General features: G+C 71.3%; 23 protein-coding genes. 6 read left to right on the top strand and 17 right to left on the bottom strand.

The genetic code is table 11. The features are described 5' to 3' along the window. Window positions 1-147: 147 nt before the first annotated feature. Window positions 148-1,371, top strand: a complete 1,224-nt coding sequence (locus Prubr_RS13995) for a glycosyltransferase (RefSeq protein ID WP_212825573.1) — start codon at window positions 148-150, stop codon at window positions 1,369-1,371. 4 nt (window positions 1,372-1,375) lie between these two features. Here the strand turns inward: Prubr_RS13995 and Prubr_RS13990 are convergent, their stop codons facing one another. The 11 genes from Prubr_RS13990 to Prubr_RS13940 all read right to left on the bottom strand — a co-directional run bounded on the left by Prubr_RS13990 (window position 1,376) and on the right by Prubr_RS13940 (window position 9,659). Further along, window positions 1,376-2,836 carry a serine/threonine-protein kinase gene (locus Prubr_RS13990; RefSeq protein ID WP_212825571.1) on the bottom strand — a complete coding sequence of 487 codons (1,461 nt, stop codon included), beginning with the start codon at window positions 2,834-2,836 and terminating at the stop codon, window positions 1,376-1,378. A gap of 211 nt (window positions 2,837-3,047) precedes the next feature. After that, window positions 3,048-3,671, bottom strand: coding sequence for an FMN reductase (locus tag Prubr_RS13985; RefSeq protein WP_212825569.1), 624 nt, complete (start codon window positions 3,669-3,671; stop codon window positions 3,048-3,050). Continuing rightward, window positions 3,668-4,798 carry an LLM class flavin-dependent oxidoreductase gene (locus Prubr_RS13980; RefSeq protein ID WP_212825567.1) on the bottom strand — a complete coding sequence of 377 codons (1,131 nt, stop codon included), beginning with the start codon at window positions 4,796-4,798 and terminating at the stop codon, window positions 3,668-3,670. The genes Prubr_RS13985 and Prubr_RS13980 overlap by 4 nt, the downstream gene beginning before the upstream one ends. A 133-nt stretch (window positions 4,799-4,931) precedes the next feature. Next, window positions 4,932-5,669 (bottom strand): ABC transporter permease, encoded by a 738-nt coding sequence (locus Prubr_RS13975; protein ID WP_212825565.1) that lies wholly within the window; start codon window positions 5,667-5,669, stop codon window positions 4,932-4,934. A gap of 9 nt (window positions 5,670-5,678) precedes the next feature. Beyond that, window positions 5,679-6,614 carry an ABC transporter ATP-binding protein gene (locus Prubr_RS13970; RefSeq protein ID WP_212825563.1) on the bottom strand — a complete coding sequence of 312 codons (936 nt, stop codon included), beginning with the start codon at window positions 6,612-6,614 and terminating at the stop codon, window positions 5,679-5,681. Next, window positions 6,611-6,946, bottom strand: a complete 336-nt coding sequence (locus tag Prubr_RS13965) for a transcriptional regulator (protein ID WP_246568671.1) — start codon at window positions 6,944-6,946, stop codon at window positions 6,611-6,613. The genes Prubr_RS13970 and Prubr_RS13965 overlap by 4 nt, the downstream gene beginning before the upstream one ends. Next, window positions 6,943-7,125 (bottom strand): hypothetical protein, encoded by a 183-nt coding sequence (locus Prubr_RS13960; RefSeq protein WP_212825561.1) that lies wholly within the window; start codon window positions 7,123-7,125, stop codon window positions 6,943-6,945. Before Prubr_RS13960 ends, Prubr_RS13965 begins: the two co-directional genes overlap by 4 nt. 89 nt (window positions 7,126-7,214) lie before the next feature. Further along, the gene (locus Prubr_RS13955) at window positions 7,215-7,631 is read right to left on the bottom strand and encodes a hypothetical protein (protein WP_212825559.1); all 417 of its coding nucleotides are present in this window, start codon (window positions 7,629-7,631) and stop codon (window positions 7,215-7,217) included. A gap of 27 nt (window positions 7,632-7,658) precedes the next feature. Next, entirely contained in the window at window positions 7,659-8,060 is a 402-nt protein-coding gene (locus tag Prubr_RS13950; RefSeq protein ID WP_212825557.1) for a YunG family protein, read from the bottom strand. Between the two features lie 40 nt (window positions 8,061-8,100). Then, on the bottom strand, window positions 8,101-9,339 hold the full coding sequence (locus Prubr_RS13945) for a hypothetical protein (RefSeq protein ID WP_212825555.1): 1,239 nt from the start codon (window positions 9,337-9,339) through the stop codon (window positions 8,101-8,103). A gap of 158 nt (window positions 9,340-9,497) precedes the next feature. Beyond that, a complete protein-coding gene (locus Prubr_RS13940; protein WP_212825553.1) occupies window positions 9,498-9,659 on the bottom strand; it encodes a hypothetical protein in 162 nt (53 codons plus the stop codon). A 255-nt stretch (window positions 9,660-9,914) separates the two neighbouring features. Here Prubr_RS13940 and Prubr_RS13935 point away from each other — a divergent pair, with 255 nt between their 5' ends. Continuing rightward, window positions 9,915-13,013: a DEAD/DEAH box helicase gene (locus Prubr_RS13935; RefSeq protein WP_212825551.1), complete on the top strand. Its 3,099-nt coding sequence runs from the start codon at window positions 9,915-9,917 to the stop codon at window positions 13,011-13,013. A 179-nt stretch (window positions 13,014-13,192) separates the two neighbouring features. Continuing rightward, window positions 13,193-14,035: a hypothetical protein gene (locus Prubr_RS13930; protein WP_212825549.1), complete on the top strand. Its 843-nt coding sequence runs from the start codon at window positions 13,193-13,195 to the stop codon at window positions 14,033-14,035. Here Prubr_RS13930 and Prubr_RS13925 read toward each other — a convergent pair. The 3 genes from Prubr_RS13925 to Prubr_RS13915 all read right to left on the bottom strand — a co-directional run bounded on the left by Prubr_RS13925 (window position 14,025) and on the right by Prubr_RS13915 (window position 16,261). After that, window positions 14,025-14,549, bottom strand: a complete 525-nt coding sequence (locus tag Prubr_RS13925; RefSeq protein ID WP_246568669.1) for a DUF488 domain-containing protein — start codon at window positions 14,547-14,549, stop codon at window positions 14,025-14,027. The two genes, Prubr_RS13930 and Prubr_RS13925, sit on opposite strands and share 11 nt — an antisense overlap. Next, on the bottom strand, window positions 14,546-14,950 hold the full coding sequence (locus Prubr_RS13920; protein WP_212825546.1) for a VOC family protein: 405 nt from the start codon (window positions 14,948-14,950) through the stop codon (window positions 14,546-14,548). Before Prubr_RS13920 ends, Prubr_RS13925 begins: the two co-directional genes overlap by 4 nt. Before the next feature lie 219 nt (window positions 14,951-15,169). Continuing rightward, window positions 15,170-16,261, bottom strand: coding sequence for a lytic polysaccharide monooxygenase auxiliary activity family 9 protein (locus Prubr_RS13915; protein WP_212825544.1), 1,092 nt, complete (start codon window positions 16,259-16,261; stop codon window positions 15,170-15,172). Between the two features lie 231 nt (window positions 16,262-16,492). On the opposite strand from Prubr_RS13915, the gene Prubr_RS13910 reads away from it, so the two are divergent. Continuing rightward, window positions 16,493-16,951: an SRPBCC family protein gene (locus tag Prubr_RS13910; RefSeq protein WP_212825542.1), complete on the top strand. Its 459-nt coding sequence runs from the start codon at window positions 16,493-16,495 to the stop codon at window positions 16,949-16,951. Continuing rightward, window positions 16,938-17,357 carry an ArsR/SmtB family transcription factor gene (locus Prubr_RS13905; protein WP_212825540.1) on the top strand — a complete coding sequence of 140 codons (420 nt, stop codon included), beginning with the start codon at window positions 16,938-16,940 and terminating at the stop codon, window positions 17,355-17,357. The genes Prubr_RS13910 and Prubr_RS13905 overlap by 14 nt, the downstream gene beginning before the upstream one ends. Here Prubr_RS13905 and Prubr_RS13900 read toward each other — a convergent pair. The 3 genes from Prubr_RS13900 to Prubr_RS13890 all read right to left on the bottom strand — a co-directional run bounded on the left by Prubr_RS13900 (window position 17,273) and on the right by Prubr_RS13890 (window position 19,025). Next, the gene (locus Prubr_RS13900) at window positions 17,273-18,322 is read right to left on the bottom strand and encodes an aldo/keto reductase (protein WP_212825538.1); all 1,050 of its coding nucleotides are present in this window, start codon (window positions 18,320-18,322) and stop codon (window positions 17,273-17,275) included. The two genes, Prubr_RS13905 and Prubr_RS13900, sit on opposite strands and share 85 nt — an antisense overlap. 74 nt (window positions 18,323-18,396) lie before the next feature. Continuing rightward, window positions 18,397-18,678, bottom strand: coding sequence for a hypothetical protein (locus Prubr_RS13895; RefSeq protein ID WP_212825536.1), 282 nt, complete (start codon window positions 18,676-18,678; stop codon window positions 18,397-18,399). Window positions 18,679-18,707: 29 nt separating this feature from the next. Further along, window positions 18,708-19,025: a hypothetical protein gene (locus Prubr_RS13890; protein ID WP_212825534.1), complete on the bottom strand. Its 318-nt coding sequence runs from the start codon at window positions 19,023-19,025 to the stop codon at window positions 18,708-18,710. Between the two features lie 197 nt (window positions 19,026-19,222). Between Prubr_RS13890 and Prubr_RS13885 the strand changes: the two genes are divergently transcribed. Further along, window positions 19,223-20,296, top strand: a complete 1,074-nt coding sequence (locus Prubr_RS13885; RefSeq protein WP_212825532.1) for an alkene reductase — start codon at window positions 19,223-19,225, stop codon at window positions 20,294-20,296. The last annotated feature ends 75 nt before the right edge of the window (window positions 20,297-20,371 follow it).

The following is a 20,371-nucleotide window of genomic DNA, read 5'->3' as shown; positions in this document are numbered from 1 at the left end:
GCTCTCCTGGCAAGTGCCACGGGGCAGCCATCCCCGGCTGTCCCGCACACCTGACCCCTGCCGGAAGGCGGCCATGCGCGCACCGACCCGCGGCCCCACCGTCGCGTCCACGTCCACGCACCCGACCCCGCGAGCGCGACCCTACGGGTGGCGCACTTCTCCGACACCTACCTGCCGCGCCGGGACGGCATCATCACCTCGCTGCGTACGCTGACCGGCGCGCTCACCGGGGGCGGGCACGAGTGCCTGACCGTGGTGCCGGGACACCGACGGCAGCCGGCACAGCCGGACGTGCTGCCGCTGCCGGCGGTGCCGTGCGGGGTCGCCGACCTGCGGCTGCTGCCGTGGCCGACGCTGCGCCAGGTACGGCGGATCGAGGCGTGGCGGCCCGACCTGGTGCACGTGCACACGCCGGGGCCGGTCGGGCTGCTCGGGGTGTTGACGGCGCGGCGCCTCGGCCTGCCGGTGGTGCACACGTACCACACCGACCTCCAGGCTTACGTGGACGCGTACCGGATCCCGACCGCGGCGATCCGGGTGATCGCGAGCCTCTACACCAGACGGCTCGGGCTGCCCGCCGGGTCGGTCCCGATGCCGGCCGGCGGATACGACGACGACCGGCGGGGACAGGTGCAGACGGTCAACGCGCTGCTGATGGGCGACGCCGACGCGGTGGTCGTGCCGACCGCGGCGGCCCTCGACCGGGCCGCCCTGCCGGTGCCGGCGCACCGCCTCTTCGTGGTCCCGTCGGCCGTGCCGAACCGGGCCGTCGGCCCGCACCGCGCCGCCGCCTTCCGGGCCAGGTACGGCATCGGGGAAGCCGACCGGATGGTCCTGTTCGTCGGTCGGGTCAACCGGGAGAAGGGCATCGACCTGCTGCTGCCGGCGTTCGCGAAGGTGGTCGCCCGCGAACCCCGGGCCCGCCTGGTGCTGGTCGGCGCGGTCTACGAGCAGCGCTGGCTGCGCCGGCTGATCGACGGTTCCGGGGTCGGCGACCGGGTGGTGGTGACCGGGCAACTCTCCGCCGACCAGGTCACCGCCGCCTGCGCCACCGCCGAGGTGTTCGCGTTCCCGTCCAGCACCGACACCCAGGGGCTGGTGCTCCAGGAGGCGGCGCTCGCCGGCGTACCCAGTGTGATCGTCGACGCGGACCTGCACCGCGCGGGCGCGCTCGGCGACGCCGCGGTGCTCGCCGAAGCCACCCCGGACGGGCTGGCCGCCGCCGTCACCGGTCTGCTGCGCGACCCGGTGCGGGCCCGCCGTACGGCCGAACTGGCCCGGACCCGCGCCCTGCGGCACACCCCACGCCGGTACGGCGCCGCGATGCTCGACGTCTATCGCGGCGCGCTCACGGCCCACCACGGCGGCTGACCCCTCAGCGGGTCGCGGCCGCCTCGGTCTCCCCTCCACCGCCGCCCGGCGACGGGGTGGTGGTCGGGGGCGTGGAAGGGCTCGGCTGCGACGTGGGACTGGCCGGCGGCGTCGGCTCCGGGCTCGGCTCGGGCTCCGTGGGCTCCGGCGACGGGGACGACGTGGCGCTGGGGGTCGGCTCGGGCTCGGGTGACGACGGCGCCGATCCTCCGGTGCGGTCCGGGGTCGCCTCCGTCTCGGCGGAGCGTTCGGGGGCCACCGACGGGGTGGCGCCGGGCGTCGTCGTCGCCACCGGCCCGTCGGCCGGTGGCGTACTCAGGTCCGGGGCGAACGCGACCACACCCACCAGCGCGGCGCCGGCGATCAGGACGGCGGCGGCGATCCCGAGCAGGGTCCGCCGGCGCCGGTCGCCGCCGGGCGTCCCGCCCACCACCGGGACCGGCTCCTGGTCGGTCAGGGTGTGCGGGCCGCCGGGGCCGGCCCCCCGGACCGGTACGGCCGCGGCCGCGATCGGCGCGGTCCGCTCGCCGTCGTCCGTGGCGGGGTCGAGCGACGCCATGGCGGCGGTGTCGGCCGGCGGCAGGGCCGCGGTGGCCGCCGGCGATGCCGCGGCCAGGGCCTCGGTGCCGTCGCCGATCGTCGCCGCCACCCGTTCGGCGGCGGCGGCGAACTCGGCGGCGGTCGGGAACCGGTCGGCCGGGTCCTTGGCGAGTGCCTTCGCCACCAGGGCGACCACCGGCGCGGGCACGTCGGCGGGCAGCGGCGGCGGGTCCTCGTGCAGGTGGCTGACCGCGACCTGGAGCGGGTTGTCGCCGTCGAACGGCGGGCGGCCGGCCAGCAGGTGGTAGGCGACCGCGCCGAGCGCGTAGATGTCGGTGGCGCCGGACACCGGTTTACTGGTCGCCTGCTCCGGCGCCATGTAGAGGGCGGTGCCGAGTACGGCGTTGGTGCCGGTCAGGGCCGCCATGGCGGTCGAGCGGGCCACCCCGAAGTCGACCAGCGTCACCGTGCCGTCGCCGTGGACGAGCAGGTTGCCGGGCTTGACGTCCCGGTGGACGATGCCGGCGGCGTGTGCGGCGTCGAGGGCCCGGGCCGCCTGCGCCACGACCGACAGTGTCTCGGTGACGCCGAGCCGGCCGGCCTCGGTGAGGCGTACGGACAGCGACCGGCCGTCGACGTACTCCATGACCAGGTAGGGCGCCCGGCCACCGGACGGGATCTCGGCGTCGCCGAAGTCGTACACGGCGACGACGCCACGGTGCTGCAGGGCGGCGAGCATCCGCGCCTCGGCCCGGAACCGGGCGTCGAATCCGGGGTCGGACAGCAGTGCGGGGAGCAGCACCTTGACCGCGACGGTACGGGCGAGCAGCACGTCGGTGGCGCGCCAGACATCGCCCATCCCGCCGGTGGCGAGGTGGGCGTCGAGCCGGTAACGCTGGTCGAGGACGACTCCGGGGGCCAACACGTCTTGCTCCTACCCAACCGGTCGTCCGGTTACTCGATCCAGTGCGCTGACCGACGTACCCGGCAACGTTACCCACCGCACGGCGCGGCGCCCGCCGGCGTCACGGTCCAATCCGGCCGGCCCGGGGTCGGCCTGGTGGGGGCCGCCCCCGGCGGTCGCGGGTGGCCGGCGGCACAGCGACGCCGGACCCGCGACCGGCCCGGGCTCGCCGTCACTGCCCGCCGAGGAGCTGTTCGAACGGGGTCGGCTCGGCGAACGGGTCGACCACCCGCGACGCATCCTGCCGTTCGAGCTGGACGGCGAGTTCGGCGGCCGCCCGGTCGACCCGGGCGGCCAGGGTGCCGAGGCCGGGCGCGGCGCCGCTGTCCCCGCCCCAGTCCTCGGCGGCGGCGAAGACCGCGGTGGGCACGACGACGGCCCGCAGATAGGTGAACATCGGCCGCATCGCGTGCTCCAGGGCCAGCGAGTGGCGGGCGGTGCCGCCGGTGGCCCCGATCAGCACCGGCTTGCCGACGAGCGCCTGGTCGTCGAGCACGTCGAAGAACGACTTGAACAGCCCGCTGTACGACGCGTTGAAGATCGGCGTCACCGCGATCAGCCCGTCGGCGCGGACGACCGTGTCCAGCACCCGCCCGAGGGCCGGGGACGGAAAGCCGGTCAGCAGGTGGTCGACCAGGGCGTGGCCCTGGTCGCGCAGCTCGACGTGCCGGACGTCGAGCGACGTACCGGCGGGCAGCGCGCGCTCCGTCGCGGCGGCGAGCTGGTCGGCCAGCAGCCGGGTCGACGACGGCTGGCCGAGCCCGGCCGAGACGACGGCGAGGGTGCGGCCGCTCATCGCCCGGCTCCCGCCGGGGCGTCGACCGGCGCCCCGCCGGCTTCGCCGGCCGCCGCGTCGCGGGCGGCCTTCAGCGAGGCGTGGGTGGGCGCGTCGGGCACGTGGGCCGGGCGCCGGGCCGCGAACTCCCTGCGCAGCACCGGTACGACCTCCTCGCCGAGGATGTCCAACTGCTCGAGTACGGTCTTCAGCGGCAGTCCGGCGTGGTCCATCAGGAAGAGCTGGCGCTGGTAGTCGCCGACGTGCTCACGGAAGGTCAGGGTGCGGTCGATCACCTGCTGCGGGCTGCCGACGGTCAGCGGGGTCTGGGCCGAGAAGTCCTCCAGCGACGGCCCGTGGCCGTAGACGGGGGCGTTGTCGAAGTACGGCCGGAACTCGCGTACGGCGTCCTGCGAGTTCCTGCGCATGAACACCTGCCCGCCGAGGCCGACGATGGCCCGGTCGGCGGGCCCGTGCCCGTAGTGCTCGAACCGCCGGCGGTAGAGCTGCACCATCTGCTTCGTGTGCTCCATCGGCCAGAAGATGTTGTTGTGGAAGAAGCCGTCGCCGTAGTAGGCGGCCTGTTCGGCGATCTCGGGGCTGCGGATCGAGCCGTGCCACACGAACGGCGGCACCCCGTCCAGCGGCCGGGGCGTGGCCGTGAACGACTGGAGCGGGGTGCGGTGCCGTCCCTCCCAGTCGACGACGTCCTCGCGCCACAGCTTGTGCAGCAGGGCGTAGTTCTCGATCGCCAGCGGGATGCCGGCCCGGATGTCCTTGCCGAACCAGGGGTAGACCGGTCCGGTGTTCCCTCGCCCGAGCATCAGGTCGACGCGGCCGTCGGCGAGGTGCTGGAGCATCGCGTAGTCCTCGGCGATCTTGACCGGGTCGTTCGTCGTGATCAGGGTCGTGGCGGTGGAGAGGATGATCCGCTCCGTACGGGCCGCGATGTAGCCCAGCATCGTCGTGGGCGACGAGGGCACGAACGGCGGGTTGTGGTGCTCACCGGTGGCGAAGACGTCGAGGCCCACCTCTTCGGCCTTGAGCCCGATCGCGACCATCGCCTTGATCCGCTCGCGCTCGGTGGGTGTGGTGCCGTTGGTGGGGTCGGTGGTGACGTCACCCACCGTGAAGATCCCGAACTGCATGTCGACTTCCCGCCTCAATCTCGTTCAAGTTTGAACTACCGACTTGAACCTGACCTGGCGGCGGGCTATTCCCGCCCCTGGCGGTATAGCCGCAGCAGCCCGGGACACACCCCCTGAGACTCAACCGGGCAGATCAGCTGAAGCGGCGCCCCTCGTCGCGGCGGTAGCCCCAGGCCGCCAGAGCGCCCATCGCCAGCGTCCACACCACCAGCGAGATCATCGAGGTGGCGCTGACCGGAAAGTCGCCGACCGCCGCCCACATCAGCTCGACGGCGCCCCGGCTGGGCAGGTACGGGGCGATCGTCTCGATGAAGCCGGGCGCGTTGCCGGGCGCGGAGAGCAGGCCGCCGCCGAACGCCATCGGGAAGAACACGATCTGGGCGACGGCGAGCGCGGCCTTGCTCGGCAGCCCGTACCCGATCGCGAGCCCCATCAGCGTGAACGGCAGCGCGACCACCATGATCGCGCCGAGCCCGGCGAGGAAGCCGCCCGGGCTGACCGTGGCCTCGGTGCCGACCGCCGCGATGATCACGACCGGGATCAGCGAGACGAACGTCATGACCAGGCCGGCCAGGACACGTCCGGCGAAGCGCGGGACCGGCCCGACCGGCAGGCTCCGGGTGTACGGATCCCACGGATGCGCCCGGTCCTCGGCCACCCCGACGCCGTACTGGAAAAGGTTGCTGGCCATGACCGCGAAGGTGACCATCGACGCGGTCGCGAAGGTCGCCCCGACCGGGTCGTCACCGGTGAACGGAACCACGAAGAAGAGCATCGAGGCGGCCGGAAAGAACGCGCTGCCGATCACGGCCACCGGGATCCGGATGGTCTCCAGGAGTTGGGCGCGGGCGTGGACGAGGGTGAGTGACATCGGATTCTCCTATCCGTCGGCACCGGTCACGACGGGCTCCGGCCCGGCCTCCACCGGCTGGCCGGGCACCCTGGCGGGCCCGCCGTCGCCGGTGAGGGCCAGGAACGCCTCCTCCAGCGACGTCGGTCGGACCTCCAGGTCGCTGAACCCGACGCCGCCGGTGACCAGCGCCCGGACGACGGCGTCGGAATCGGCGGTCAACAGGTGGGTACGGCCGTCGACGTGCGTCACGCCGACCACGCCCGGCAGCGGCGGCAGCTCGCCGGCGGTCAGGCTGACCCGCCGTACGCCGACCATGCCGCGGATCGCGGCGACGGTGTCGTCGGCGAGCACCCGCCCACCGCCGAGAACCACGACCCGCCGCGCCAACTCCTCGATCTCCTCCAGGTAGTGACTGCTCAGCAGCACGGCGCCGCCTTCGGCGTGGAAGGAGCGGATGCCGTCCCACAGGGTGCGGCGGGCCTGTACGTCGAGTCCGGTGGTCGGTTCGTCGAGCAGCACGACGCGGGGCCGGCCGACGAAGGCCAGGGCCACCGCGAGGCGCCGCTTCTGGCCGCCGGAGAGCCCACCGGTCTGCCGTTTGCCGAGGTCGGCGAGGCCGAACCGGTCGAGCAGTTCGTCGCGGCGGATCGGATCGGGATAGTGGGCGGCCACGAAGTCGACGACCTCGCGTACCCGCAGGGTCGGGGGCAGCCCGGTCTCCTGCGGGGTGACGCCGAGGTGGCGGCGGCTGGCCGGGTCGCGCGGATCGCCGCCGCACAGTTCGACCCGGCCGGCGGTGGGCCGGCGCAGCCCGGTGAGCAGGTTGATCAGGGTGCTCTTGCCGGCACCGTTCGGCCCGAGCAGGCCGACCAGTTCGCCGGCGTGGATCTCCATGGACACCCGGTCGAGGGCCCGCACCGCCTGGTAGTGCCGGCTCACCTCGACCGCTCTGGCGAGGATCATCGTCCCTCCCGCTGTAGGTCGTCGCTGTGCTTCGGATCGATCAGGGCGCGGACGGCCGTCGTGTACTCCTCGAAGGCCAGCCGGCCGCGCCGGCTGAGGCCGATCAGGGTCGTCGGCGTACGCCCGTGGTGGGTCTTGGTGACGTCGACGTAGCCGGCGTCCTCGAGCTTGCGCAGGTGCACGGACAGGTTGCCGGCGGTCATCGCGAGGATGTCCTGGAGCTTGGGGAAGGCGATCCGGTCGCCGTCCGGCAGGGTGGACAGCGCGGCGACGACCCGGAGCCGGGCCTGGGCGTGGATGACCGGGTCGAGTTCGGGCAGAGGACCGCTCACCCGGACACCTCCCCGCCGTCCGGTTCGTCGCGGCGGGTGGCGCGGACGGCCGCGCGGTGCAGGAGCCAGCCCGTGACGAGCATCCCGCCGCCGCCGGCCAGCGCCGCGACGAGGGAGTGCCAGCCCGGGCCGGCGACCACGCCGACGATGTTGCTGCCCGAGATCCAGGCGCCGAGCACGAAGAGGTTGCGGTCCAGCCAGACCGCCCCGCCCGCGAGGTAGAGGACACCTGTGAGCGCGACCGGCGCCGCCGACCAGGCCAGCGTCCTCAGGTCCGGGGCAGGGCCGGGTTGATCCGGGCGAGGGTGGCGAAGAGACCGGCGAAGCCGATGAACCAGGCGTAGCCGTACCACGCGCCGCGCCGGGCGGATTCGCCGGAGATCTGGCTGTAGGCGCGGGAACTGGTCACGGCGGTGAACACAGTGACCGCGATCATGGCCACGGCCAGCACCGCCAGCGGCAGCCAGTCGGGCATGGCGACGAAGGTCCGTCCGCCCGGGCCGTATCGGAGGAAGAACAGCCCGAAGACGATCAGCCAGGCAAACCCCCACGGCCAGTGGTAGAGCCGGGGATCGGGGCTCAGCCGACGGATGGCCTCGGCCCGCTGGCGCTCGATCAGCCGCAGTGCCGCCACCGGATCGGGTGGCGGCGCGTCGCGTACGTCGTCGACAAACTCATCCCGCATGTAAACGACTTTAAAGCATAAACTTGTTTACGGCCAGGTCGGGTTCAGCTCCAGCGCCGTGTAGACCGCCTTCCGGAGGGCGAGGTACTGCTCCCGGACCCGGTCGCCGACCTGCGGCGGGCGGGTCACGACCCACGGTTCCTGCACGGTCTCGGTGGCGTGGAACTGGTCGAGGGTCAGATCCACCTCCAGGCCCGGACCGAACCGGTTCCAGTGGTGAAAGCCCTGCCGGGACCCGTCCGGATAGTGCACCTCGGCCGACAGCAGCTCGCCACCGAGCAGATCGTGCAGCACCAGGGCGGTCGAACCACACTGGCCACGGGCCGGATTCTCCGGCGACCAGTTGGCGGCGTCGGCCGGATCGCAGGACTCCACCGACCACGACGAGCGGACAGCACGTTCGATCTCTTCGAGGGTTCGCGCTGGCATGGACCGGATGTTGTCAGCCACCACCGACAGTTCGGGCCGGTCAGCCGTACGGCTGGTCGACCACCCGGACGTCCGCCAACTCGTCGGTCGGCGCCCACACCTCGTAGACGCCACGCTCGAAGCACTGGGCACCGAGCCGCGCCACCGCCTCCGCATCCGGCCGGCACATCCGCACCCGGGTCCACTGCGCCTCCCGCAGCAGCACCAGCACCGGCGCGCCGCGCCAGGTCGCGTACGTCGTACGTCTGGTCAGGCTCTCCACCGGGTAGCGGGCCGCCCGGGTCATCGCCAGCACCCGGAACTCGTCGGGCGGGTCCGCGACCGCCTCGTGCTCGTGCCCCTGGAAGGTACCGATGAGCCGGGTCGACCGGGCGGCCTCGCCGGTCGACACGTACTCCTGCTCCGGCGACACGCCCGGGATCGCGGCCAGCAGGTGCCGCCAGCGCGAGCCGACCATCCGCAGCCAGCCCCGCTGCTCCGGCTGATAGCTGAAGAGGGTCACCTCGGCCCCGTCCGGGGTGTAGGCGAGCAGGGTCGCGTTGGCGGTCAGCGGCAGGTCGACGAAGTCGGCCGTGACGAACTCCGGGATCAGGTGCCGGCCGCTCGGGGCGAACCCGGTGCCGGACATCGGCGGCCCGACCCGGTCGCGCGGCGGCATCCCGACCAGGCCGGGATCGACCGGGACGGCGTAGTCGCCCGGGCCGACAGCCCGCCACCGCAGCACGTACGCCGCCTCGGTCTGGTCGGTCACCCCGCCGCCGTCGGTGCGCAGCAGCGCGAGGTCGGCAGGGGTACGCAGGTGTGCCACGTCGTGTTCGCGGTAGCAGAAGCCGTGCGGCTGCCAACCGCGCAGGTAGCCGGCGAGCTGGCTCTCGGAGAGCACCTTGATCATCCGGGTGCCCCGACGGATCGTCGCCGAGCGTCGGATGGCGGCCAGCAGCGGGTCGTCGCGGTGGCTCGCCGACTGGCTGCGCCGGTGCACCTCCTCCCAACCGACCGCCCGACTCACCGGCATGATCAGCGGAGCCTCCCGGTCGCCCGCCCGCGCCGTCGGCAGTGCCCCCTGGACGTCGACGACCTCGGATGCGTGGACGAACCGGTGGAAAGGGTAAGGTGCATCGGGCCGGAGATCGGCGACGAACCCGCTCTGCGGCGCGGTACTGAACAGTTCGTAGGCCGCACCGTGGGCGATCTCCTCGGCCGGGTGGACCCGGCCGTCGAAGGTAACCCGCAGGCCGGCCGGCGGCGAGGTCGCCGGTTCACGGGTCGCGGAGGTCACCGGGTCACCGTCCTCCGACCAGGTGCCGATCCGGTGAACATTGGCTTGACCTGCGCATACGTTCCGGTATCGAGCGGGCGGGGGATCCCCCGAAACGGACTGGACCGCCCGGCGACCCGAAGGCCGGCCGGACGGTCCAGTTATGTAGCTGCCGTGGATCAGCCGAGGGCGGAAGCCAGCTCCCCGGCGAGGGCGAGCCGGGCCGCCTCGCCCTTCAGCGCCAGCTGGGCGGCCTCGCCCTTGAACGCCAGCGCCGCGGCCTCGCCCTTGAACGCCAGACGGGTGGCCTCGCCCCGGTTGATCAGCTCGCCAACGGTCATGGTGACTCCTTCGCTCGATCCTCCCCGGGTCGGTCGGACTGGCCGGCCTACCCGTTCACAGGAGGGAATCTAAACACGTTGATCACCCGCCGTGGTACGCCGAATCACACTGCGTCTGATTGGACTTACCGCTTGAGAACGGCTGCTAACACGGCATCATCGACCAGATCCCGATATGGGCTGCAAACGATCACTGGGGCGGCAGCGGCATGGATTGACCATTCCGGACCTTGATGCCCCCGGTATGTTGCGGGCGTGGCGGATCTTCCCGGTGGGGCGTACGAACATGTGGTCACCCATGAACTCGCCCGACGGCTGTCCGAACTGGACACCGATCTGGTCCAACGGGAGGCGCTCGACCCGGCCGACGCCGACGAACTGCTGGCCCGACACATCGCCGGCCTGGCCCGCCGGGCGCTGCGCGCCGTTCCCGGCCAGGGTACCGACCGGACAGCCGCACAGGTTGCCCTGACCAACCGGATCGCCGAAGCGATCGCGGCCACCCTGCCCCGGGCGGCCGACCGGGCCGACCGCACCGACCTGGTCGCCGCGTCGCACGACGTGCTGACGGCGATCGTGCCCCGCCCGCCCGCACCCACCCCGGTCACCTTTCCCGTACGCCCCGAAGTGCCACTCGCCGCCAGCGCACTGCTGGTCAACGGCCGGGGCCAGCCACGGATCGGCTCCGAGGTGAGTCGGGAGATGGCCTCGGCCGACGACGTCGACCTGCTGTGCGCGTTCATCAAGTGGCAGGGGCTGCGGCTGGTCGAGAACGCCGTCCGCGAACTGATCGGGCGGGGCGGGCGGCTGCGGGTCATCACGACGACGTACCTCGGTGCCACCGACCAGCGGGCCCTGGACCGGCTCGCCGAACTGGGCGCGCAGATCTGGGTGTCGTACGAGACCCGCACGACCCGGCTGCACGCCAAGGCGTGGCTGTTCCGGCGGGCGAGCGGTGCCGGAACCGCGTACGTCGGCTCGTCGAACCTGTCGAAGAGTGCCCTCGTCGACGGGCTGGAGTGGAACGTCCGCCTCTCCCAACTGGAGCAGCGGCCGCTGCTCGACACCTTCGCGGCGACCTTCGACGAGTACTGGCACGATCCGGCGTTCGAGGAGTACGACCCGCGGCGGGACGCGGGCCGCCTGCGGAAGGCCCTGGCCGCCGAGTCGGGCCCCCGCCCGACCGACCTGACCATCGACGTGACCACTCTGGACGTCCGCCCGTACGGCTACCAGCGGGAGATCCTGGAGGAACTGGCCGCCCAGCGTACGGTGCACGATCGTCACCGCAACCTCGTGGTGATGGCGACCGGGACCGGGAAGACGGTCGTCGCCGCCCTCGACTACCGCCGGCTGCGGCAGGACAACAAGGTCGACTCGCTGCTCTTCGTCGCGCACCAGGAGCAGATCCTGCGGCAGAGCCGGTCGGTGTTCCGGCACGTGCTGCGCGACGGGACGTTCGGCGAGACGCTGGTCGGCGGCGAGCGCCCCGAACGGTGGCGACACGTGTTCGCCTCGGTGCAGTCGCTGCACAAGCTGCCGATCGCCCCGGAGCACTTCGACATGGTCATCGTCGACGAGTTCCACCACGCCGAGGCGCCGACGTACACCCGGCTGCTGGAGACGCTGGATCCACGCGAACTACTCGGGTTGACCGCGACGCCGGAACGCTCCGACGGGCAGGACGTGCGGCGTTGGTTCGACGGGCGTACGGCGGTCGAACTGCGGTTGTGGGAGGCGCTGGAGCGGCAACTGCTCGCACCGTTCCAGTATTTCGGCATCCACGACGACATCGACCTGTCGACGCTGCGGTGGCGGCGCGGACAGGGCTACGACCGCAGCCAACTCGACAACCTCTACACCGGCCACCACGCCCGCGCCCGGCTGGTGCTGACCGCCGTGCGGGACGCCGTCGACGTGGGCCGGATGCGTGCGGTCGGCTTCTGCGTCAGCATCGGCCACGCCGAGTTCATGGCCGACTGGTTCGACCGGGCCGGCATCCCGGCACGGGCGGTCACCTCACGAACCGACGCGGCCGGCCGGCGCGCCGCGATCGACCTGCTCGACCGCGGCGAACTGCGGGCGATCTTCACCGTCGACCTCTTCAACGAGGGCGTCGACCTGCCGTCGATCGACACGATCCTGCTGCTGCGCCCGACCGAGAGCGCCACCATCTTCCTTCAGCAGCTCGGCCGCGGCCTGCGGCTCGCCGACGACAAGGCCTGCCTGACGGTGCTCGACTTCATCGGCGCGCAGCACGCCGACTTCCGGTTCGACCTGCGCTACCGGGCGCTGACCGGCGCCACCCGCTGCGGCCTGCAACGCGACATCGATCACGGCTTTCCGACCCTGCCGGCCGGCTGCCACATCCACCTCGACCGGGTCGCGAAGCAGATCGTCCTGGACAACGTACGCCGGGCCCTGCGACTGCGGCGGCCCGACCTGGTCCAGGAGCTACGCCGGCTCGGCGACGTCACCCTCGCCAGGTTCCTCGACGAAACCGGCCTGGAGATCGAGGACCTCTACCGGAACAAGGACGGCGGCGGGTGGGCCGGGCTGCGCCGGGACGCCGGCCTCGACAGCACGCCCCCGGGCCCGTACGACAGCCAGCTCGGACGGGCCATCGGCCGGTTGCTGCACGTCGACGACCCCGATCGGCTCGACCACCTGCGGAAACTCGCCGCCGGTGACCGACCGGCCGGTCCGCTCGACTGGGTGGCGCATTTCGCGTTGTGGAAGAAGGACGTCCCGCTCGGCGACGGGCCGGCGATACTGCTCGCCCACCCGCAACGATGCCTGGAACTACGTCAGGTCACCGACGTGCTGGCCGCCCGGATCCGCCGGGTCACCCTCCGGTCCGCCCCGATCGGGTCCGCCCGGGCCGTGATACGCGGCAATCCGCTGCGGGTGCACGCCCGCTACAGCCGCGACGAGGCGTGCGCCGCCTTCGGTATGGCCGACCCGTCGGCGCTGCGGGAGGGCGTCAAGTGGCTGCCCGAACTCGAGGTCGACCTCTTCTTCGTCACCCTGACCAAGACCGAACGGCACTACTCCCCGACGACGATGTACCAGGACCGGGCGATCACCCCCGAACTGTTCCAGTGGGAGTCGCAGAGCACCACCTCGACGGCATCGACCACCGGTCAGCGGTACGTGGGTGGCGGCTCGACCGTGCACCTGTTCCTGCGCCAGACCAAGGAACGCGACGGCGACCTCGGCGTGCCGCCGTACCTGTACGCCGGCACGATGACGTACGTGCGGCACAGCGGCGACCGGCCGATGCGGATCCTGTGGAAGCTCACCCACGCACTGCCGGCCGACATCTTCCACGCCGCCCGCGTAGCCGCCGGCTGACCTTGCCAGCGCCCGTGTACTGGCACCCACGCACCACTGGGCACCGAGTAACGAGGATGGGATCCGGTCGGCAACGTCCGTGGATACGCCTCGGTCTGGCCAGGTCTAGGCATCCATGAGAATCTAACTACCTGGAGTAGCTAGACAACCACGGAGAGCCTTTCCTGATCGGAGGCCCAGTGACGCAGTTGTCCTTCTTCGACCCAGGCGAGGCTGACCAGGCACCGAAGCCCCAGAGCGACAAGATCACCCGCCTACGGCTACTCATCACGGTGAAGGCAGCTCCGAACCCGTCCGAAAAGTACGGGGAGACGGTGTGCGTGGCGGCACTCCGCCTCGACCCTTCGCAACAAGGTTGGGTGCGTCTCTACCCGGTCAACCATCGGGAACTGACGAGCAACGACAGATTTCGCAAGTACGAGGTCATCTCGATCAACGCCAAGCCTGCCCGGCAGGACCCACGCCGCGAGAGCTGGAAGCCGATTCTGGACTCGATCTCCCGCGAGACCTATCTACCACCGTGGGACCGACGACGCCGCTGGCTCGACCCGTGCATCGAAGACTCCATGTGCAGAATCAATCGGGCCACGCGTGGCCGTCCCGACGCCCCTTCGCTGGCACTGATTCGTCCGGCCCGGATCGACGGAATCAGAATCACGCCTCACGGCGGCTGGACCCCGGACGAGCAACGCAGGATCGATGCGTACGTCAACCAGCTCGACCTGCTCGACAGCCGGGACCGTACTCCGCTCGTGGCGCCACGGTTCCGGGCGGCCTACCGCTACCGATGCCACGAGGTCGATTGCAAGGGCCACGAGCAGGGCATTCTGGATTGGGAACTCGTCGCTTTCCAGCGAAGTCTTCGCGGATCCTCTGACACCGAACTACGGCAGGCGCTGGAGCAGAAGTTCCTCCATGAACTCTGTGCACCGAGCCGGGACGTCGCCTTCTACGTCGGCAACCAGGCCAAACGGGTCAACGTGTTCAGCGTTCTCGGGGTGTATTGGCCCCCTAAGCGGTAGGGCCCACCCGGTCCTGTACCGCCTGCAACACGACGTCTCGATGGCAGTGCTGCTGATCCGCCTCGAAGCAGAGCAGCGCGACCAACTCTCGCTGGCCGGCGACGGCGACGGCATCCAGCGCGTCGCACGCCTCCGGCCTGCGAAGAAGTTCCGCATAGACCGCCCGTGCCTGAGCCAACGCCTCGGCCGGGCCGGCGAACCCAGATCGATTTGACTTCGGGTTTCCCAGTTCCCGCCGATGCTCGTACGCGATACCAGCCTCACCGAGTGCACGCGCCAGGGCAGTCTTGCTGAATCCTCGTTTCCGCGATATCGGGGTCAGCCGAACATCGATCAGACGTGAAATTCCCCTGGCGTTCAGATCCGCGACGAACTCTTCGACGTCGCGGCCCTCGTAGCCCACGCCGACCAGGCCGGATCGCGCAGCGGTAGCGGTGACCATGAGGTCAGCCTCCCACACCTGCATCAGGTGGTGCGCCCGCTCCAGACCGAAGCTTGTCGTGTGGCGCGTCACGACGGCGGGACGGTCACCATCCAGAGATGGCCGTCCGGGTCGGCGAACGAGCCGGTGTAGCCCCAGGGCTGCGGTTGGGGTGCGGTGACGATCCGCGCGCCCGCTTCCCGCGCCCGTTCGACGAAGTTGTCGGCTTCGGCCCGCGTTTCGAGGTCCACGCCGATGATGCACTCACTCTGTCCGGGGACCGCGACCTGGTTGTCGCCGATCACCCAGCCGAACCCGCCGGTCGGGATGAGCATGATCCGCAGTCCGTCGTTGAGGGTGAACTGCAGCGGCTCCGGATAGCCGTCCTCGGCTATCTCGCCGAAGGGTTCCAGGCCGAGCCCGTCGCGGTAGAACCGGTACGACACGCCGCGGTCTGCGATCGGCAGGCTGACGATGATGGGCGAGAACTTCATCGTGGCAACCCCCGGATCAGCCGACGAGACAGCCCTGATCGTATCCGGGAGGCCGGGCGTTCGTGGTGATCGGCCGTGATCGTCTGCTGTTCTGCCGTCGCGGTACGGGCGTGTCGACCGGCTGAACAGCAGACGATCACCAGTGCCTTTCCTCGTGCGTACTACGCGTCAGTCACTGTTTCGGTCCACAGCGAGCCCCACACCCCCGAGTCGGATCGATCAGGTGGTGGCGGTGCAGGTCAGGACGGGTACGGACCCGGGGGTGCCGGATCCGAGGAGGCCGAACGTCGCGTTCGCCCCCGCTCCCAGGTTGGCGTTGTAGGCGACGTTGCGGGCGGTCACCGCGGAGCCGGTGACGGTGAGGTCGGTGTTCCACGACGAGGCGACCTGCTGGCCGGACGGGAGCGTCCAGTTGACGGTCCAGCCGCGGATCGCCGCGCTTCCGGCGGTCACCTGGACCTCGGCCTGGAATCCGCCGGTCCACTGGGAGAGCACCCGGTAGGTGGCGGTGCAGGCGCCCGCCGGCGGCGGGGTCGTCGGCGGAGCGGTGGTGGGCGGTGCGGTGGTCGGCGGAGCGGTGGTCGGCGGCGGGGTCGTCGGGTCGGGGTTGCCGGTGCCGCCGAAGGTGACGTCACTGCACAGGTAGTACGACTGGTCCATGTGGCTGGCCTGCCAGATGGTGTAGACGATGTGCCGGCCGGTGCGGCCGGGTGCGCTTCCGGCGACCTGGATCGAGACCCCGGTGGCCTCCTGGGTCCACTGCGAGGCCGGGGTGTTGCCGATCTGGCCGACGAGTTCGAGGTTGCCCCAGCCGAGTGGTTGGGTCAGCGGATCGAAGCCCTGCTTGGTGACGTACACCCGGATGTAGTCGGCGCCGTGCGAGGCGTGGTCGAGCAGGCGTACCCGGAAGTTGTTGGCGATCGGGGTGGAACGCCAGGCGCCGACGGTGTCCAGGGCGTTGTAGCGCGGGCTCTGGGTGCGTCCGCCGCTGCAGAGCTGTCCGTCCGGGACGGCGGCCTGGTGGTTGCCGCCGGCCCCGTCGCGGTAGAGGCCGTTCCAGTTCCACATGGCGTTCGGGTCGGCCTGCCAGGCCTGCCAGCACATCGGATCCTCGGTGGCCATCCGGGGATTCTGGAAGTCGCTGCCCCAACGCTGCCAGCAGCCGTAGTTGCGGGAGGCGGGATCGACGATCGATCCGTGTGCGGAGGCGGAGTTGGCGAGCGCGGTGACGAGCAGCAGTACGGCGGTCACGGCGACCGCGAGGCCGCCGAGGGCGAGTCGTGAGATACGTGAGCGGATGAGAGTGGACATCGAAGCCCCTTACCGTGCGGAGAAAGTACGACGTCGGTCGCTGGCGCGGTGAGCTGCCCCTGCTCCGCGCCAGCCGCGTGGCTCCCGCTGCGGCTCAGTCCTGAGACTTACACATTAAATCGAGATTGGTCAATAGTTCACCAACTCGGACGTCCGCAACCATGCGGTTGCAGCAGGCGCCGATCCATGCAACCCTGTGGTTGCACTACCGATGGACGCGGAGGCACACGCATGACAGACGAACCCGATCGGATCGAACGCCAGATCGACATCGACGCACCGGCGGCCCGGGTATGGACCCTGATCGCGGAGCCGGGGTGGTACATCAACGAGAACAGGATCGTCGAGCACCGGATCGAACGCTCGGGCGACCTCGACATCGTGCACGACCCCGTCCACGGCCCGTTCGCCATCCGTACGGTCGCCCTCGACGAGCCCCGGTACGCCGCCTTCCGGTGGCTCGCCGATCCGGACCGGCCGGACGCCCCGTCCACCCTCGTCGAGTTCTGGATCGAGGAGACGTCGCCGGACTCCGTCGTACTGAAGGTCGCCGAGAGCGGGTTCGCGACGTTGCCCGGCGACGAGCGGGAACGTCGTACCCGCCTGGCGGAGAACGAGCAGGGCTGGATCACCGAACTCGCCCTGGCGAAGCGGCATCTCGAAGGTCTGGCCACCGGTGTCGACGGCTGATCCGGCACTCGCCCCGGTCTTCGCCGCGCTGGCCGACGAGACCCGGTGGGCGATCCTCGTCCGGCTCGGCACGGGACCGGCATCCGCGTCGGCTCTCGCCGTCGAGTTCCCGGTCTCGCGGCAGGCGATCGCCAAGCATCTCGCCGTACTCCAGGAGACCGGGCTCGTCCGCGCCGAGCGGGTGGGGCGGGAGGTGCGGTTCGCGGCGGTCGGGGCAAGGCTCAGCGCGGTCGGCCGCGACCTGGAGCGACTCGCGTCCGCCTGGGACCGCCGGCTGGCGCGGATCAGGACGATCGCGGAGGCGGCGGAGCAGCCGACCGGTCAGCCGGCGGAGCGGTCGGCCAGCGGGCGGCGGCGCCACGCGGAGTCGGACAGGGCCGGCGGTCGCCAGGCGCCGTCCGGCTGATAGAGGTTGGTGCCGGGCGGCACGATCTCGTCGATCCGGTCAAGGGTCGCGTCGTCCAGGGTGAGCGAGGCACCGGCGAGCAGCCCGTCGAGCTGTTCCATGGTCCGCGGTCCGATGATCACCGAGGTGACGGCGGGGTGCGCGACGGTGAAGGCGACAGCCAGTTCGGGCAGGGTACGGCCGAGGCCGGCCGCCAGCTCGGCGAGCTGCTCGGCGGCGTCCAGCTTGACGGCGTTCGCCGGGATCGCGGGGTCGAACCGGGCCGGGTTGAGCGCGGCCCGCCCGCTGGACAGGTCGACCGGCTGCCCCTTGCGGTAGCGGCCGGACAGGAAGCCGGAGGCGAGCGGGCTCCAGACCATCACCCCCATGCCGTACCGCTGGCAGACCGGGAGCACCGACGATTCGATCCCACGGGCCAGGATCGAGTACGGCGGCTGCTCGGTCCGGAACCGGCCGAGGGCGCGGCGTTCGGCGACGTGGTGCGCCTCGACGATCTCCTCGGCGGGGAAGGTCGAGCAGCCGAAGGCGCGGATCTTGCCCTGCCGGACGAGGTCGCCCAGCACGCCGAGCGTCTCCTCGATGTCGGTGGTGTGGTCGGGGCGGTGCACCTGGTAGAGGTCGATCCAGTCGGTCTGCAGGCGGCGGAGGCTGTCCTCGACCGCCCTGGTGATCCAGCGCCGCGAGTTCCCGCTGCGGTTGCGGCCCTCACCCATCTGGAAGTGCACCTTGGTGGCGAGTACGACGTCGTCGCGCCGGCCCCGCAGCGCCTTGCCGACGATCTGTTCCGACTCACCGGCGGAGTACATGTCGGCGGTGTCGACGAAATTGATCCCGCGGTCGAGGGCGGCGTGGACGATGCGGGCGCAATCGTCGTGGTCGGGGTTGCCGACGTAGCCGAACATCATGGTGCCGAGGCAGTGCACGCTCACTTCGATGCCGGTGCCGCCGAGGACGCGGTAACGCATGGCCTTCTCCCAGGGGAATCGTCGGTCCTGTGCGATGTCACCGTAGGAGTTCGAGCGTGCTCGAGGTCAAGAAGTCAGCAGAACCAGCCGTCCTGGACCCAGCCGCGCCGGTTGATGTGGCCGTACGCGAACCCGTAGACGTAACCTGCGCTGCGCGGCCCCTCGACCAGAAAGGTCTGTCCACGGTGGAGCGTGCCCATCCAGGCGCCGATCGGCTGGGTGCGGACGAACAGCGTCTCGGCACAGACGGTCTCGCGTACGCCGATGCGGCCGTTCGCGGCCTGCGCGGCGGTCGGCGTGGCAACCAGGGTGGCGGCGACCAGCGCCGCTACGGCCGTCCCGCGGGCGATCCGCATCCGTCCTCCTCTCCGGCCCGTGGTGCGGCTCACCACGAGTCGTATCCGCCGATGCATTCGAAGCGCACGAAGCCCCAGTCGTTGGGACCGAAGTCGAAGGTGGCCGCCCAGCCGTTGTAGACCGGGTGCGCGCCGGGGGTGTGGCCGACCTTGTTGCCGTACGTCAGGACCCGCTTGAGGCGGTGCGGGCCGGCCGCGGAGTCGTAGTTCTCGTAGAAGCTGGCGGTCTGGCAGACGATGACCGCGTGCCGCGGAACCACCGGGTTCGCGGCCGCGGCGGGTGCTCCGGCGACGGTCAGCCCGAGGGCCGCCACGCCACCCACGATGATCCGTGCCGTCCGTCGCATCGTCGCCTCCGCTCGCCGGTCGACCGGCACGGGACCGTCGGTGGTCCGGCGCCACGATCGCCAGCCTAGCGATCATGTCCAGCTATGTCCATCGATGGATTTGGAGTCAAAGTGACGCCCGTCACCGTCCGGGCGGCAATAAAGCGCCTCGATCCGGCATTGCGGTGTGCGGAAGCACCAGGGACGGGAGCCGAGAGATGAGCAGCGCGTTCGACGAGGTCAAGATCGGCCGTTACACCGCCCGTAACCGGGTGGTGATGGCTCCGATGACGCGCAACCGGGCGTACGGGCCGGGCGCCACCCCCACCGAGCTGATGGCGACCTACTACCGCCAGCGTGCCGGTGCCGGCCTGATAGTCACCGAGGGCATCCAGCCCTCGGCGGTCGGCCAGGGCTATCCGAACACCCCGGGCCTGCACTCCACCCAGCAGGTACGGGCCTGGCGGCCGGTGACCGACGCCGTGCACGAGCAGGGCGGTCTCATCTTCGCGCAGCTGATGCACGCCGGCCGGATCGGCCACCCGACCGTCTACGACCAGGACCTGCACCCGGTCGGCGCGTCCGCGGTCAAGGCAGCCGGAACGATCTTCACCGGCGCGGCGGGCATGCAGGAATTCGTCGCCCCGAAGCCGCTGACCGGCACCGAGATCGCCGAGACGATCGGGGCGTTCGCCGACGCGGCGCGCAACGCCGTCGAAGCGGGCTTCGACGGGGTGGAACTGCACGGCGCCAACGGCTACCTGCTGCACCAGTTCCTGTCGACCAACGCCAACCAGCGCGACGACGAGTGGGGTGGCAGCGTCGAGGGTCGGACCCGGCTCACCGTCGAGGTCGCCCGGGCCGCCGTCGACGCGATCGGTGCCGACCGGGTCGGGCTGCGAATCTCCCCCGCCAACCCGTTCAACGACATCGCCGAGGACGGCCACCGCGACACCTACCTCGCACTGGTCGACGCGCTGAACCCGCTCGGCCTGGCCTACCTGCACGTCGCCGAGAGCACGGACACGGAACTGACCGGCATCCTGCGGGCCCGCTGGAACGGGGTGTCGATCCTCAACCCGTACACCCCCGGCGCGTACACCGGGCCGGAGGCGCTGAAGCTCGTCGAGTCGGGTGCGACAGACCTGGTCTCGTACGCCGCGCTCTTCCTGGCCAACCCCGACCTGCCCGAGCGGCTGCGGGTCGGCGGCCCGTTCAACACGCCGAACTACTCGACGGCGTACGGCGGCGACCACGAGGGCTACACCGACTACCCGACGCTGGCGGGCTGAACGCGCGGGCCGTACCGGGGTCCGGCAGCCCGGCCCCGGGGCGGCACGGCCGGCGGTAAAGGCCACGACAGCGGT

It is taken from the genome of Polymorphospora rubra, assembly GCF_018324255.1.
GTDB classification, from domain to species: domain Bacteria; phylum Actinomycetota; class Actinomycetes; order Mycobacteriales; family Micromonosporaceae; genus Polymorphospora; species Polymorphospora rubra.
Note: the sequence above shows the minus strand (reverse complement) of the source record. Positions and strands in the feature narration are given on the sequence as shown.

What these genes read in the sequence shown, in the direction of transcription:
- Prubr_RS13900 (WP_212825538.1), bottom strand. Translation starts at nt 18,322, where the DNA reads ATGCGTTACCGCGTCCTCGGCGGCACCGGCATCGAAGTGAGCGTGCAC.
- Prubr_RS13950 (WP_212825557.1), bottom strand. Translation starts at nt 8,060, where the DNA reads ATGCCAGCGCGAACCCTCGAAGAGATCGAACGTGCTGTCCGCTCGTCG.
- Prubr_RS13910 (WP_212825542.1), top strand. Translation starts at nt 16,493, where the DNA reads ATGACAGACGAACCCGATCGGATCGAACGCCAGATCGACATCGACGCA.
- Prubr_RS13885 (WP_212825532.1), top strand. Translation starts at nt 19,223, where the DNA reads ATGAGCAGCGCGTTCGACGAGGTCAAGATCGGCCGTTACACCGCCCGT.
- Prubr_RS13980 (WP_212825567.1), bottom strand. Translation starts at nt 4,798, where the DNA reads ATGCAGTTCGGGATCTTCACGGTGGGTGACGTCACCACCGACCCCACC.
- Prubr_RS13975 (WP_212825565.1), bottom strand. Translation starts at nt 5,669, where the DNA reads ATGTCACTCACCCTCGTCCACGCCCGCGCCCAACTCCTGGAGACCATC.
- Prubr_RS13895 (WP_212825536.1), bottom strand. Translation starts at nt 18,678, where the DNA reads ATGCGGATCGCCCGCGGGACGGCCGTAGCGGCGCTGGTCGCCGCCACC.
- Prubr_RS13940 (WP_212825553.1), bottom strand. Translation starts at nt 9,659, where the DNA reads ATGACCGTTGGCGAGCTGATCAACCGGGGCGAGGCCACCCGTCTGGCG.
- Prubr_RS13985 (WP_212825569.1), bottom strand. Translation starts at nt 3,671, where the DNA reads ATGAGCGGCCGCACCCTCGCCGTCGTCTCGGCCGGGCTCGGCCAGCCG.
- Prubr_RS13920 (WP_212825546.1), bottom strand. Translation starts at nt 14,950, where the DNA reads ATGAAGTTCTCGCCCATCATCGTCAGCCTGCCGATCGCAGACCGCGGC.
- Prubr_RS13915 (WP_212825544.1), bottom strand. Translation starts at nt 16,261, where the DNA reads ATGTCCACTCTCATCCGCTCACGTATCTCACGACTCGCCCTCGGCGGC.
- Prubr_RS13890 (WP_212825534.1), bottom strand. Translation starts at nt 19,025, where the DNA reads ATGCGACGGACGGCACGGATCATCGTGGGTGGCGTGGCGGCCCTCGGG.
- Prubr_RS13955 (WP_212825559.1), bottom strand. Translation starts at nt 7,631, where the DNA reads ATGCGGGATGAGTTTGTCGACGACGTACGCGACGCGCCGCCACCCGAT.
- Prubr_RS13970 (WP_212825563.1), bottom strand. Translation starts at nt 6,614, where the DNA reads ATGATCCTCGCCAGAGCGGTCGAGGTGAGCCGGCACTACCAGGCGGTG.